Annotated in this window: 14 protein-coding genes and 1 riboswitch; of the genes, 1 reads left to right on the top strand and 13 read right to left on the bottom strand. The window is 29.8% G+C overall.

Annotated features, from left to right (window positions below; translation table 11 throughout):
* Positions 1-266 precede the first annotated feature (266 nt).
* The 3 genes from metA to HSACCH_RS02780 all read right to left on the bottom strand — a co-directional run bounded on the left by metA (position 267) and on the right by HSACCH_RS02780 (position 4,007).
* Positions 267-1,184: a homoserine O-acetyltransferase MetA gene (metA, locus tag HSACCH_RS02790; RefSeq protein WP_005487673.1), complete on the bottom strand. Its 918-nt coding sequence runs from the start codon at positions 1,182-1,184 to the stop codon at positions 267-269.
* 97 nt (positions 1,185-1,281) lie between these two features.
* Complete coding sequence (locus HSACCH_RS02785) at positions 1,282-2,559, bottom strand: O-acetylhomoserine aminocarboxypropyltransferase/cysteine synthase family protein (protein ID WP_005487672.1); 1,278 nt, start codon at positions 2,557-2,559, stop codon at positions 1,282-1,284.
* Positions 2,560-2,730: 171 nt separating this feature from the next.
* Positions 2,731-2,834, bottom strand: a riboswitch (SAM riboswitch).
* A gap of 75 nt (positions 2,835-2,909) precedes the next feature.
* The gene (locus tag HSACCH_RS02780) at positions 2,910-4,007 is read right to left on the bottom strand and encodes an RNA polymerase factor sigma-54 (protein ID WP_005487671.1); all 1,098 of its coding nucleotides are present in this window, start codon (positions 4,005-4,007) and stop codon (positions 2,910-2,912) included.
* Between the two features lie 285 nt (positions 4,008-4,292).
* Between HSACCH_RS02780 and HSACCH_RS02775 the strand changes: the two genes are divergently transcribed.
* Positions 4,293-5,288: an ATP-grasp domain-containing protein gene (locus HSACCH_RS02775; protein ID WP_005487670.1), complete on the top strand. Its 996-nt coding sequence runs from the start codon at positions 4,293-4,295 to the stop codon at positions 5,286-5,288.
* On the opposite strand, the gene folK is transcribed toward HSACCH_RS02775, so the two are convergent.
* From folK to HSACCH_RS02725, 10 genes are all read right to left on the bottom strand, one after another.
* Entirely contained in the window at positions 5,269-5,784 is a 516-nt protein-coding gene (gene folK / locus HSACCH_RS02770; protein ID WP_005487669.1) for a 2-amino-4-hydroxy-6-hydroxymethyldihydropteridine diphosphokinase, read from the bottom strand. The genes HSACCH_RS02775 and folK overlap by 20 nt on opposite strands.
* Positions 5,785-6,165 carry a dihydroneopterin aldolase gene (gene folB, locus HSACCH_RS02765; RefSeq protein WP_005487668.1) on the bottom strand — a complete coding sequence of 127 codons (381 nt, stop codon included), beginning with the start codon at positions 6,163-6,165 and terminating at the stop codon, positions 5,785-5,787.
* The gene (gene folP / locus HSACCH_RS02760) at positions 6,155-7,018 is read right to left on the bottom strand and encodes a dihydropteroate synthase (RefSeq protein WP_005487667.1); all 864 of its coding nucleotides are present in this window, start codon (positions 7,016-7,018) and stop codon (positions 6,155-6,157) included. The genes folB and folP overlap by 11 nt, the downstream gene beginning before the upstream one ends.
* A 14-nt stretch (positions 7,019-7,032) precedes the next feature.
* Positions 7,033-8,046, bottom strand: a complete 1,014-nt coding sequence (locus HSACCH_RS02755) for an ADP-ribosylglycohydrolase family protein (protein WP_005487666.1) — start codon at positions 8,044-8,046, stop codon at positions 7,033-7,035.
* A 62-nt stretch (positions 8,047-8,108) separates the two neighbouring features.
* Positions 8,109-8,771 carry an amino acid kinase family protein gene (locus HSACCH_RS02750; RefSeq protein ID WP_005487665.1) on the bottom strand — a complete coding sequence of 221 codons (663 nt, stop codon included), beginning with the start codon at positions 8,769-8,771 and terminating at the stop codon, positions 8,109-8,111.
* On the bottom strand, positions 8,764-9,852 hold the full coding sequence (locus tag HSACCH_RS02745; RefSeq protein WP_005487663.1) for a hydantoinase/oxoprolinase family protein: 1,089 nt from the start codon (positions 9,850-9,852) through the stop codon (positions 8,764-8,766). The genes HSACCH_RS02750 and HSACCH_RS02745 overlap by 8 nt, the downstream gene beginning before the upstream one ends.
* A gap of 26 nt (positions 9,853-9,878) precedes the next feature.
* The gene (locus tag HSACCH_RS02740; protein WP_005487660.1) at positions 9,879-10,583 is read right to left on the bottom strand and encodes a (5-formylfuran-3-yl)methyl phosphate synthase; all 705 of its coding nucleotides are present in this window, start codon (positions 10,581-10,583) and stop codon (positions 9,879-9,881) included.
* Between the two features lies 1 nt (position 10,584).
* The gene (mptA, locus tag HSACCH_RS02735; protein ID WP_005487659.1) at positions 10,585-11,586 is read right to left on the bottom strand and encodes a GTP cyclohydrolase MptA; all 1,002 of its coding nucleotides are present in this window, start codon (positions 11,584-11,586) and stop codon (positions 10,585-10,587) included.
* Positions 11,573-12,517: a triphosphoribosyl-dephospho-CoA synthase gene (locus HSACCH_RS02730; RefSeq protein ID WP_005487658.1), complete on the bottom strand. Its 945-nt coding sequence runs from the start codon at positions 12,515-12,517 to the stop codon at positions 11,573-11,575. Before HSACCH_RS02730 ends, mptA begins: the two co-directional genes overlap by 14 nt.
* Before the next feature lie 22 nt (positions 12,518-12,539).
* Positions 12,540-13,403, bottom strand: coding sequence for an ATP-grasp domain-containing protein (locus HSACCH_RS02725; RefSeq protein ID WP_005487657.1), 864 nt, complete (start codon positions 13,401-13,403; stop codon positions 12,540-12,542).
* Positions 13,404-13,406: the final 3 nt, after the last annotated feature.

Genomic DNA, 13,406 nt, shown 5'->3' with positions numbered 1-13,406 from the left:
AAGACTCAAAAAATCAATACTAAAGTTTACTAAAACGATTTCTTAAATTAATTATAGCGCAAATTTACAGACAATTCAAGCTGTTTTTTATGTTTTTTGATTAAATTTGTAAAATATTTAATTTTTTCTGTTAAATAATTGTGGCATTTTTCTTAAAAATCTTTTTTATTCTTAATAGGAATTTATAAATTGATCATTTTAACTTATAAAACCCCTCAAAACAAAATTTTGAGGGGTAAATAAGTTATCTTTTTAATTTTTAATTTTTACTTCAGTTTATTTAAATCAAAAGGAGTTTCTTGATAAACATAATAATTTAACCAGTTAAAAAATAAAAGATTGGCATGACTATGCCAGCGCATTAATATCTCATTATTCGGATTATCATTTCTAAAATAATTTTTAGGTACTTTAATATTCAAACCTTTTTCTTTATCTCTTAAATACTCATTTCTCAAACTTTCTCGATCATATTCTGAGTGACCTGTTGCAAATATCTGTCTGCCATTTCTGCTCTCTAGCAAATATATTCCTGCTTCTTCAGATTCTGATAAAATATTAATTTCATCAACTTTTTCTACATCTTCTTTTCTTATTTCAGTATGACGAGAATGAGGAACATAAAATATATCATCAAATCCTCTCATTAATTTAATATGTTTTTCTTTTTTATAATGTTTAAAAACTCCAAACATTTTATTATTTAAAGGATACTTTTCAATACCATAATGATGGTATAATGCTGCCTGACTACCCCAACAAATATGAAAAGTTGAAAAAACATGATGCAGGCTCCAATCCATCACCTGTTTGAGTTCTTCCCAATAATCAACTTCTTCGAATTCTAAAGTTTCAATTGGAGCACCTGTAATTATCATCCCATCATATTTGTTGTCTTTAATATCTTCGAATGTATTATAAAATTTAATCAAATGTTCTGCAGACGTATTTTTTGACTTATGGCTAGCAGGATGAATCAAATCAACATCTACCTGCAGTGGGGTATTAGAAATTAAGCGTAAAATTTGTGTTTCTGTTTGAATTTTGGTAGGCATTAAATTTAAAATTAATATTTTTAAAGATCTTATATCTTGATGAGTCGCTCTAGATTCTTTCATGACAAATATATTTTCATTTTCCAATGTTTCGACTGCTGGTAAATCATTTTGTATTTTAATAGGCATTTTCTACCACTCCTAATATTACTTTAAATATTTTTTAAGAGAAAACCCCTAAAACTATGAGGCTTTCCCTTCTAAATATCATTATTAGTTATATTCATTATTTATTAGCCGCTGTTAATGCTTGATCTAAGTCATTTTTAATATCTTCAAAGGCTTCTATTCCAATTGAGAGCCTTATTAATTCAGGTGAAATTCCAGTTTTCTTTAAATCTTCTTCATTTAACTGCTGATGAGTAGTACTTGCTGGATGAATAGCTAAAGATTTAGTATCCCCAACATTAGCAAGATGCAGGAATAATTCTAACTGATTAATAAACTTCTCAGCTGCAGCTTTCCCTCCCTTGATCCCAAAAGCTATCATTCCCCCACTGCCATTATTAAGGTACTTTTTAGCATTTTGAGCTGATTTATGATTTGATAAACCTGGATAACTAACCCATTCTACTCGATCATCGGCTTCTAAAAATTCTGCTGCAGCCTGTGCATTTTGCGAATGCTGTTTCATTCTTAAAGCTAGGGTTTCTAAACCATTAATAGTTAAAAATGAATTAAAAGGACTAGGAGAGCTGCCTAAATCTCTTAAAAGCTGAACTCTGGCCTTAGTTATAAAGGCTGCTTTTCCAAATTCTTCTTTAAATTTAACTCCATGATAACTTGGATCTGGCTCTATAAGTTCGGGAAATCTACCTGTAGCCCAATCAAAATTACCACTATCTACTATTATCCCTCCAATAGAATTGCCATGTCCAGATATATACTTCGTCGTTGAATGAACTACTATATCCGCACCATATTCAAAAGGTTTACAAAGATATGGAGAAGCAAATGTATTATCAACTATTAATGGTATTCCTGCTTGATGAGCAATTTTAGCCAATTTCTCAAAATCAGGTACAACTAAAGATGGGTTACCAATTGTTTCAATATACAATGCTTTTGTTTTTTCATTAATTGCATTTTTAAAACTGTCTGGATCCTCAGAATCTACAAAACTTACGTCGATACCCATATTTTTAAATCTATGTTTAAATAGATTATGGGTTCCCCCATAAATAGAACTACCGCTTACAATGTGGTCTCCATTTTTACAAATTGTTAAAAGTGCTATAACTTCTGCAGCCTGACCTGAAGAAACTGCCAGTGCTCCTACTCCTCCTTCTAAGGCTGAAATCCTTTTTTCTAAAACAGTATTGCTTGGGTTTTGAATTCTACTATAGATATCGCCTTCTTCTTTTAAAGCAAATAAATCTGCTGCATGTTTAGTGCTCTCAAATAAATAAGATGTTGTTTGGTAAATAGGAACTGCTGCCGCTTTTCTGTTTTTATTCGCATCATAACCTGCATGTAATGCTAAACTCTCAAATTTTAATGTCATTAAATTTCCTCCTCAAATTTTCGCTACTCAAATTTAAATTTTAAAATAATATTTCTGCTCTGCTTCTCTTCTTCGTATTGTCAAAAAATCTTTTAAATATAAAATAAAAATTAATAACAAATAAAAAAATCCCACTTCCTAAGTAAATATAGGAGTGGGTAATATATTTGCTCCTTATCTATCAGGAATCTTCCTGCTGGAATTAGCACCGGACAGATTTAACTGCTGGTTGCTGGGCTTCAAAGGGCCAGTCCCTCCACCGCTCTGGATAAGTTTTATTATTTTTTTATAACTCTAACATAAATTTATAATCTTGTCAAGAAAGAAATATAAATTAAATCTTCCCGTTTTTATTTCTTTTTTCGCTGCCGTGAACTTTTAATACCTAAAGATTTTCTGTATTTAGCAACTGTTCTTCGCGAAATATCTAAGCCATATTTGTCAACAAATAATTGTGCAAGTTTACTATCGCTAAGCGGATGAGATTTGTCTTCAGCTTCAATTTCTTCACTCAACATTGCTTTAATACTTACAGAAGAAACTCCATCAATTCCACTATTAAAGAAGAATTTCAAACTAAAAACTCCATGAGGAGTCTGTATATATTTAGCAGTTGTTGCCCGACTAACTGTTGATTCATGCATTTCAATTTCCTCAGCAACTTCTTCCATTGTTAATATTTTTAAATCTTTTAAACCATTTTCAAAAAAATCAATTTGTTTTTTTAAAATAGCTTTAGCAATTTTTCTGATAGTATTCTTTCGCTGTTCAATGCTTTTAATTAGCCAGATAGCAGATTGATATTTTTCTTTTAAATAATCACTAATTTTATCGTCATCCTGGTTTTTGAGTAAATTATAATAATATGAACTTATAGTAACAGTAGGATAAGCAGTATTTTTTTCTTCTATATAAAATTCTCCATCTTCTTTTTTAACTATTAAATCAGGATCAATATATTCTGCTTTACAGGATGCAAAACTACTATCATAATTAATATCTAATTTTTTTATTTTTTGATATACAGCTTCTATTTCGGATTGATTAAAACCCTGTTGACTAAAAATATCAGTAATTGTTTCTATATCTGTAGTTAATTCTCCACTTTCATTTAAACTACCTACAATAAATTTTCCTAGTTCAATTTCTTCATTGCTCAACACTTCAAAAAGTTGATTTTCTAAGTGTTCACAAAAGTCAGGCTGATAAGCAACAAAGTTCTCATATTCTATATCGTTTTTTCTAACAGAATTAAAAGTTGATTCTCTATAATTCATATCCCTTTGTGACTCCAGCATGTCGAGTAAAGGATTTTCTTTCATTTCTTCTTCTATATAATCTTTTAATTCCAGACTGCTATATTGAAGAATTTCTATAGACATCTGCAGTTGAGTAGTCATTACCAACTCTTGCTTTTGCTCGATATTTAAATTAAGATCTAACTTCATAAAATACTCTCCTTTAATCGCCTAGATAAAAGGCTTTATATATTATATATTAAATAATTATTGGCTAAAACCTTTTTTTATAATAAAATTAATAGTAAAATTATTTTGAAAAATACTAAAAAAATATTTTTTTGAATTATTGTGATTTTTGGTTTTTTGTAATAAAGAACTATGATAAAATTAATTTAGGATTATTAAACAATTAACTTTTAGAATCCTCTATTATTAGAGCCTACTATTATTATAATATTTTTTTCAACAATTAAAAAGTGGTGAATTAAAATAATGCGTATTTTTATTTTAGAATATTTTTTAAGTCAAAAAAAAGATAGGAATTTTAAGGAATCTTTTTATAAAGAAGGAAAGCAAATACTTACTTCTCTAATTAAATCCTTTGCCAAAATTGAAAATCTTAAGCTGTCTATTTATGTTAACCAGAATAATATAAGTTTAGTTGATAATAATTTTAAGAATGTTGATTTTATTGTTTCAAGTAACAAGAGTCAGAGTTCATACTTTGAAAAACTTATAAATCTAGATCTAAATAATTGTGATTATTTTTTAATCATTGCCCCAGAAACAAATAATCTTCTCTATCAAATAACTAAAATTATGGAAACTAAAAATCTTAATAATTTAGGCTGTAGTTCAGAATGCATAAAAAAAGCAGCCGACAAATGGCTGCTTTATAATAATTTCAAAAACACTTCTATCAAGTTAGCTGAAAGCTATTTAATTGGGAGAAATGATCTTAATTTAGATAGAGACTTTTTTCCAGCAGTTATTAAAGCCAAATATAGTGCCGGCTCTGAACTTGAAATTATTAAGTCAAAAAAAGAATTTAAAAATTTAAGTATTGAAGATTATAAAGGTCAGATCATCCAGAAAATAATAAATGGAGTTTCTGGGAGTTTATCGATTGCAGCTAATTCAAAAAAATTACAGATTCTAAGTTTTAATAAACAACTAATAAATCCAGATAATTTTTCTTATTTAGGCTCTACTATAAATTATAAATTTTCAGAGAAAAATAAATTAAATCAGCTTGCAAAATTAATAAAACAAAAATATCCCAATTTAACTGGCTATTTTGGAATAGACTTTATATATAATGAAAAAGGAGTTTATCTGCTTGAAATTAACCCCAGGATAACCTCTTCTTATATTGGACTAGCAAAAATATCTAATCCTGCAAAAATAATTCTAGATTTAGCCAAAAATAAAAAGCAGCTAGATCCTGAGGCTCTCTCTAAAATGAAATTTACTTTTTATTTGAATTAATATTTGGAAATTCATCGTAAAATTTAATTTCATCTTGATCGTAATCTAATTTCTGCAGCCATTTTTTAATACTAACATCTTCAATAAAAAGTTTGTCTGCTGCTACTTCTATTAACGGTATCAGAACAAAAGCTCTTTTCTTTATTTCCGGATGAGGGATTATTAAATCTTGACTCTGATATTCTAATTTATTGTAAAATAAAATATCTATATCAATAGTTCTTGGCCCCCATTTTTGGTTTCTAACCCGCCCTAAATCACTTTCAATTTTTAACACAGTTTTTAAAAGTTTTTCTGGAGTTAATGAGGTTTTAAGATAAACTACAGCATTAATGAAATCAGCCTGATCTTGATAACCATAAGCCTTTGTTAAATATAAAGATGAAGTTTTTTCGAGAATTATTTCAGGCTCTGCAGCTAACTTTTCAACTGCTTTTTTTAAATATTCTACTTTAGGCTCTATATTTGAACCAAGACCTAAGTATACAGATTTCATTTATATTACCTCAGTTCTTTTTCTGCTCATTTTGATAGCTGCATCAGCTAAAACTCCTTCAATTGGCACCGCTGGTTTTTTTATCTCTATTTCTATAAATTCTAAGCTGGGGAAATTAATAAATAATCCTTTTATAATATTATAAGCAGCGCTTTCTAAAAGATTATATTTTTTAGCTTTAAAAATCTCTTCAATTTTTATATATACTTCACCATAATTAACAGTCTGCTCTAGATCATCATTTACTGCAGCTTGCTCATAATCAAGTTCTGCCTTAAAATTTATAATGAATCTTTGTCCCAACTCTTTTTCGGAATCATATACCCCGTGATAGGCATAAAAAACCATTTGATTTAAGGCAATAAGATCTCTACTTTCCATGTTTACCCTCCCACTTAACGGCATCTGTCATAACAGCCACTTTTTTAATTTCAGCAACATCGTGAATACGAACAATATTTGCTCCCTTTATTATAGAAGTAGAAACAGTTGCAGCAGTACCAAACAATCTTTCATTAACTTCATTCTTATTTACATAGTTAATTAAAGATTTACGGGAAGTTCCAATTAAAATTGGATAATTTAATTCTTTAAAGCTCTCAAGTCTATTTAAAATTTGAAGATTATGGAGCTGTTCTTTGCCAAATCCAATTCCTGGATCAATAATTATTGAATCATCTGCTATTCCCGCTTCCTTAGCTATTTTTATACCATCCCAAAGATATTCTTTAATTTCAAAAATTAAATTTTGATAACTTGGATTATCCTGCATGGTTTCTGGTCTTCCCTGAATATGCATAATAATTACTGGTGCCGAGAATTCAGCTGCTGTTTCAGCCATTTTCGCATCAAAACGAAGACCACTTATATCATTAACTATAGATGCTCCTTCTTTAAGAGCTGCTCTAACTACTGAACTTTTATAGCTATCAATAGAAATGGGTACAGTTGTCACCTTTAAGACTTCTTTTAAAACCGGAAGCAGCCTCATTTTCTCTTCTTCAGCAGATATTCTGTCAGAATATGGTCTGCTAGATTCTGCTCCAATATCTATAATGTCAGCACCAGCATTCTCCATTTTTTTTGCTCTGATAAGCGCCGATTCTAAATCATTATATTTACCACCATCTGAAAAAGAGTCCGGGGTTATGTTTAAAATCCCCATAATTAATGTTTTACTGCTGTAATCTAAATTACCACGATTTGTTTTAATTATTTTATTATTTTCTGTCATCTTGAGCACCTCACCTATTTATTTTCTCTTAAAGCAACAAGAGATCTTCCTAATTCTTTTAAAGACATTGAATTAACTTGCTCAAGTTCTTCAATCCATTTATCTTCAAAGATTGCTAGACCATTATGAGCTCCAACTAAAGCACCAACAAGTGCTGCTGTAGAATCTGTATCTCCTCCAATATCAACTGCTGCTGCAAAAGCTTTAGCAGCATCTTCTGGATAAAGTTTGAAAATAGCAAATGCAGCTGGTACTGATTCGTAACTATTAATACCAGTTCCCATCACATCGGCAATAAAATCTAAACATTCATTTTTAGTTAAAGTATCTATATATTCAAGTAAAAATTTTGTTCTTTTATAACTCGAAGGTTGAAATGTCTGGAGTCCATATTTTTCTCCAGCTTCCATATAGCTAAATACTGAAGCAAATATTTGATCAAGATTACTACCTGCAAGTGCTTCAGCAAGAGCAGCATAAATACCAGCTGCAGCTGCAATAGCTGTATCTGTAAAGTGAGAATAATAAGCTAATTCTTTAATTTTTTCTAAATTTGACTTTTTATCTTTTAAAGATAAAATATATGCTAAAACTGCTGATTTAACAGCCAACCCATTTGAAAAGCCTGCTCTTTCTGAAACTGTAAATTTCTCATTACGCCTGATTTTGCTAGCAGCTCTACCAGTACTGGGCCCGATTACTCCTTTTGTAATTAATTTCTGATCATTAATAAATTCTGCTAAATGGCTGAAATAATCTTCTTTATTAATTTCACCCTTGTTTTCTAACAAATATTCACCCAAATGAACAGCCAGTATTGTATCATCTGTTACTTCAGCTTTTTTTAAATCACGTTTTAAAAAATGAAAATCTGGAATATCCACAAAAAAGTTTTCAGTCAAATTAAAATTAGTGTTTTCTTTATGTTTTTTTACATCTTCTCTGTTTAACATTTCAAAAGGCATTCCATGAGCATCCCCGAGAGCAAGACCAATTAATAAGGCATCAATTTTATCATAGTTCGCCATATTTACACCTCAGTAATTAATTTTTTTACTAAAATTTAAGTTATTTAAAAATGCTTTAGCTTTTATTCTAAGATATTTAAATCAAAATTTTCTCTTTTTAAATTTAAAGCTTTATTTAAGATTTCAGCTTCAGTGTTTTCGATTAATATCTTTAGATTTTTTATTGATTTAGTATTGATAATAAGAGTTTTTAGTTTACCATCTAACTCTTGATAAAGTTTTGGGAAATAGCTATCTATAAGTTTATTATCGGCTGCAGATTGACTTTTTATTTCCAAATTATTTTTCATTGTTCTCTGTTTAATTAAAAATAAGTTATCTGCTTTTAATCTCTGACTTAGCTCTAAAGCAATACTATCAGAGCTAACATTCCAGGAATGTGGAAGTGGGTCAATTTCTCTGTAATAATCCAAACCTAAAAAAACATTTATTTTTTTGCTAAAAACAAATTCTGTTGAAAAAAAAGAAAAATCATCAAAAAAATCTGAAATCATATAGGCATTTAATTCCATAGCTGCAACTGCTGCAAAATGTGAACTGCTGGCCTTTAATTGTACTTTTTTATCATAGCCTCGAACAAAGTCTGCAGCTTGACCTCCACCAGTTACAATTATTAATTTATGCTTGTTAGTGGTTTTTATAGCCTTTATAATTATTTTTAATTCCTTTAAATTTTGCTGATTAATAAAACTACCCCCAATTTTTAATACTGTTAAATTACTCATCATTTAACCTCACTACCTTCACTAAATCTTTTCCAATAATCTTTTTTAATAATAAAGATGCGATTGAGGTAGTAGTTAAAATATTATTATCAAGAACTGGAATCAGCTTTGCCAGTTCTAAAAATTTAAAATTGCTTCTCATCTTTAAATCATTTTTAAAATGAGCAGCTTCACTATTAATTAATAAGGGGATTTGCAAATTAAGAGATGCTCTTGAATAGAGCTGCAGTAATTTATTATAGATTAATGAAATTTCTTGATTATAAATGTAGTCAATAATTAAATTAAGCTGACTGTCGGTAATTGAGTTAAGATCAAGACTGATCATTCTTGCAATCCTAGAAGCAGCTGCCATTTTACTTTTTAGACCACCATCTGCTGGTCTAATAGTATATTCTGCTGAAGTTATAATATCTTTAAGCAAATGTAGATCAGCAGTAGCTGCAAAATACTCATTAATAACATCTATCATCTGACCTTGATACGGTAGCTTGCTGCTTAAATTGCTTAAATTACTTCTTAAAAAACCATGGTATATCAGCTCTCCCTGTTTTAATCTTTCTACATCAGTTGTACCTAGAGCTGCAATTTTATTATTTATAACTGGAATTAAGTCAATAGTACTGCTGCCCATATCAAATAAAATAAAATCTTTTTTAAATTCTGCTAAAAAAGACGCAGAGGCAGTCCAATTTGCTGCAGCCAGACTCAAACTTTTTTCTATATTATCTTTCAATTTTTCAGCTTTTAAAAATTCGGCTTGATTGTTATAAAAATAAATTTTTTTATCCTCAAAATTATCTTTGAATAGATCAATTATAAAGTTGATTCCTTCAATTTTTGTAGAAAATCTATCAGCTAATTCTGCAGTCATTGTAATAGCAAAATAATCTGCTTCCTTAAAATTTTGATAAATTTCTGCTACAACTTCTAACGGATTTTGATTTTTATCCCACATAGCAAAATATTTGCTGGTTGATAAAACTGATTCTATTTTATTTTGTCTTTTACTATAAACTATTTTTGTAGCTTTGATATTGGCTCCACCAATATCCCAACCAATAATTTTATATTTTCCCATTTCTAACAACCTCATATTTAAGTTATTTAAGACTGGATTTTTTGATAAAGCTTATTGATTAAATCTGCATTAATTTTAGAACTTCTATCATTATTTTTACAGACTGCACCTCTAAACCCAATAATATCAGGCTTAATTTCTTTTAAAAGATCAATGTGATCAAATTTTAAAGAACCAGCCAGGGCGCTAAAAACCTCCGCTTTTTTTGCCTGCAGACAAAAATCTTTAAGCTCGCCTGGATTAAGAAAATCAAATAAGTTTTTGCCGCTTTTATCAATTGTATCGATCATTATGCCATCTAATTCAGTATTAAAGGCCAAGTCATTTAATAAAAAAGGATTAAAACTGCCGGTTTTTTTATAATCTCCATAAGCTGCTGCTATTAACTTGACTGGCGCAGCACTTAATTTAATGGCCTTTTTTGCCTCATTAATAATTTTTACAGCTGTTTTAAGTTCATTAAAATTATAAAAGCCTAATTTTATATAATCAGGCTTTAAATGGGCCAGCCCAAAGGTAATCTGCGAAGTTAAACCTGGAAGTCCTGGCAGATCACCTCCAGCCGCACTAATAATTCTATTTGGCGATTTTTCCTTAATTTCTTTAATCACACTGGGAAAGTTAACTCCAAGTGAACCCTCAGCAGGATTTTTGATGTCTAAAATATCAAATTTGCTATCTTTTACTATTGAAGCTTCTTCTGTATTTTTGATACTAATTAATAATTTCAAATTAACAGCCTCCATTTGATTCCAACCATTCATCTGAACTGGTATTATTACAATTTATAATATAATCTTCATCTAGATAATCATTTTCAGCTTTTTTTATTTCTTCTTTTATTTCGCCAATTGTTCCACTTCTTTCCGCATAGACTTCATAACTATGAATCCCTTCGTAATTTGTTTGTTTAGCTAAGAAATAGTCATCATCACTTAAAAAATCAAATTCTTTAAGTGTCAGTGCTACCATTTCTCTAACAACATCTTCTACAAATCGAGGATTCAAATGAGCATTTCTTACAATTTCTAACTCATCAACCCTTTTTAAAAGATCTAAAACTTTACTACTCATTGAATTTTCAACTATTCTTACTAATTTTTCAGCCTTAATTTTTTTCTCACTGCCAATCATTAAAATACCGGTTCCACGCTGATTATGGGACGGCATAGGAATATGTTTAAAAACTTTTTCCAACTGTTCTTTAGTAAAACCTTCTTTTTCCAATTTATCTTCTGCATATTCCTTAATCATCTGTTGAGCACAGGGACAAACTGTCATTCCATTAGTTTCTACTCCAATTAGATGTCGGCTGCCATTTTCAGTACTGACTGCTCTCCCCATTATTGTATTTATTTTTTGGGTTTTTTTCTCAGATGCTGGTGCAATTTCTTCTACAGGATATTTTGCTTTGATCCTGACCTCTGCTCGATGAGCATTCTGTCTTTTTCTAGCCATTTCTGCCATATAAGTTGCGAAATCTTCTATAACCATTACTTTCTTCTGAATTGTTTCATCAATTATTTGAGTAATAGTCTCATCAAATCTTGACATATGCGCCCCTTTTTGTTGGGGAAGTAAATCTACAAATATGTCAATTGTTGAATAAAATAAATTTTCTTTATTATTATTTTTTATTCTGATTATTTTTTGTATATTTTTTACACCAACTCTATTTAAGCCTACCACAAGTCGAGGTTCCTCTTTTTGAACATCTCTTTTAAATTGATCCATTATTAACATCCCCCCAGTTTGCCCAGTTAGCTATAATTTCCTTGCCTGAAATTAAAATTTCTAAAAATATAACTGCTGCTGTAAAATCTGCTGTAGTTCCTGGATTAATTTTTTCTTCTTTTGACCTTAAATATTTATCAAATTTTTGGATTTCTTGTTTTCTAATTTTATAATCTGTAATATTTTTTAATTTATTTAAAAGTTTTTTTGTCTTCTCAGAAATTTCAACAGCAAAATCATTACCCCATTTCCTAGCTATTAAAGTGTCGGGCTGCTCAGCTAAAATTTCTAAATAACTTTGGATTATTACATCATTAAGCTTAGAAAATTTTTTTTGATTTTTTTTGAAAACTGGATAGGCAAAATTAAAAGTAAAACTAAAATCATTGACATATTCTGCTGCAATCTGATCTCGATTTTGAGCAAGTTTCATTGCTTGATAGAGAGTCAATTCAACTCTATCCTTAATATCTCCATCTTCAACTTCAGCCAGATTCCCTGCTTTAGAATAATTAATTGCCTCATAGGCTAGTTCTGCATCTTTTCTGGTTAAGTTATTTAAAATAAGACTTATTTCCTGCTGCAGAAGCTGTTTTAATTCCTCTTTATTATCAGTCTTTACTAAATTTTTCTTTCGTAGGCCAGCATAAGCTGCTGCCAAGGGAGCTATTAAAAGTAGAATACCTAAATTGGTATTTGTTTTGATAAAAGAATGGGTTTGCTTAACTCCCTCTAATATTATTTTTCCAACTGATTTATTTTCCAGATTTAAAAATGCTGGAAACACAGCAGCTGAGCTGTATAAAAAATGATGATAATTTAAATCTTTAAAATTTTTAGTTGGATAAACATTACCAGGTTTTGCTGCACTAGCTTCCAATAAAGATGCAATTTGAACAGCCTGTGCTATTTCTATATCGCTTAAAGGCATATTCTTCCCTCCACAATTATATCTAGATCATTAACTCAATAATTTTATCTGCTATATTAAAGTCTGTAACCTGCTGCAAACCGTACCAACCTGGAATACTATTTACCTCAATTATATAAGCATTCTTATAACTACCATTCTCCAAAACTATATCAATTCCTGTATAATCTAAATCAAGGATTTCTGCAGTTTTTAAAGCCATATCTTTAATATGCTGAGGAATATCAATTTTTTTACTAACAGCACCTCTGGCAACATTAGTTTTCCAGTTGGAACCACATCTTTGAGATGCAGCAATCATTTCTCCTTTACAAACAAAAACTCTGATATCACTTTGACCGTGCTCAATATATTTTTGGAGATAAAAAACAAAATTATTTTCATCCCAGGCTCTTAAAACTCTATAAGCTGTATCTTCATCTTGCAAGCGGACAATTCCTTTACCTAAAGAACCAAATATAGGTTTTAATATCACATCTTCCCATTTTTCGCAGTATTCTAATGCCTGGCTAAAATCCTCAGTGACAAATGTTTCCGGAGTCGGGAGACCATGATCAGCCAGAATAAATTGGGTGTAATATTTATCAACTGTTTTTTCGATGACCGAAGGTTTATTAATTATTTTCTTACCCAGAGCAGCCATTCTATTTAAAATATCCATCCTTAAAATTATTTGTTCAAGACTACCGCCTGGAATAACTCTAACAAAAATATAATCATAATCATCTAATATTTTCTCCCTTGTTTTAAGCTGGAAATTAGATGAAACTGCTGCTCCAAGTTCTGTTATTGGAACTCTTTCTGCTTTAATATCTTTTCTTTTTAGTGCTCTTTTTAATTCTTCAATATGCCAACCATTATCTGAAGCAAGGATTACTGCCTGCAATAA

This window comes from Halanaerobium saccharolyticum subsp. saccharolyticum DSM 6643, assembly GCF_000350165.1.
In the GTDB taxonomy this organism is placed as follows: Bacteria; Bacillota; Halanaerobiia; order Halanaerobiales; family Halanaerobiaceae; genus Halanaerobium; species Halanaerobium saccharolyticum.
This window is presented reverse-complemented; position numbering and strand designations above follow the sequence as displayed.

Excerpts from the sequence above, each read along its gene's own strand:
- metA (WP_005487673.1), bottom strand. The coding sequence starts at position 1,184 with ATGCCTATTAAAATACAAAATGATTTACCAGCAGTCGAAACATTGGAA.
- HSACCH_RS02785 (WP_005487672.1), bottom strand. The coding sequence starts at position 2,559 with ATGACATTAAAATTTGAGAGTTTAGCATTACATGCAGGTTATGATGCG.
- HSACCH_RS02780 (WP_005487671.1), bottom strand. The coding sequence starts at position 4,007 with ATGAAGTTAGATCTTAATTTAAATATCGAGCAAAAGCAAGAGTTGGTA.
- HSACCH_RS02775 (WP_005487670.1), top strand. The coding sequence starts at position 4,293 with ATGCGTATTTTTATTTTAGAATATTTTTTAAGTCAAAAAAAAGATAGG.
- folK (WP_005487669.1), bottom strand. The coding sequence starts at position 5,784 with ATGAAATCTGTATACTTAGGTCTTGGTTCAAATATAGAGCCTAAAGTA.
- folB (WP_005487668.1), bottom strand. The coding sequence starts at position 6,165 with ATGGAAAGTAGAGATCTTATTGCCTTAAATCAAATGGTTTTTTATGCC.
- folP (WP_005487667.1), bottom strand. The coding sequence starts at position 7,018 with ATGACAGAAAATAATAAAATAATTAAAACAAATCGTGGTAATTTAGAT.
- HSACCH_RS02755 (WP_005487666.1), bottom strand. The coding sequence starts at position 8,046 with ATGGCGAACTATGATAAAATTGATGCCTTATTAATTGGTCTTGCTCTC.
- HSACCH_RS02750 (WP_005487665.1), bottom strand. The coding sequence starts at position 8,771 with ATGAGTAATTTAACAGTATTAAAAATTGGGGGTAGTTTTATTAATCAG.
- HSACCH_RS02745 (WP_005487663.1), bottom strand. The coding sequence starts at position 9,852 with ATGGGAAAATATAAAATTATTGGTTGGGATATTGGTGGAGCCAATATC.
- mptA (WP_005487659.1), bottom strand. The coding sequence starts at position 11,586 with ATGGATCAATTTAAAAGAGATGTTCAAAAAGAGGAACCTCGACTTGTG.
- HSACCH_RS02730 (WP_005487658.1), bottom strand. The coding sequence starts at position 12,517 with ATGCCTTTAAGCGATATAGAAATAGCACAGGCTGTTCAAATTGCATCT.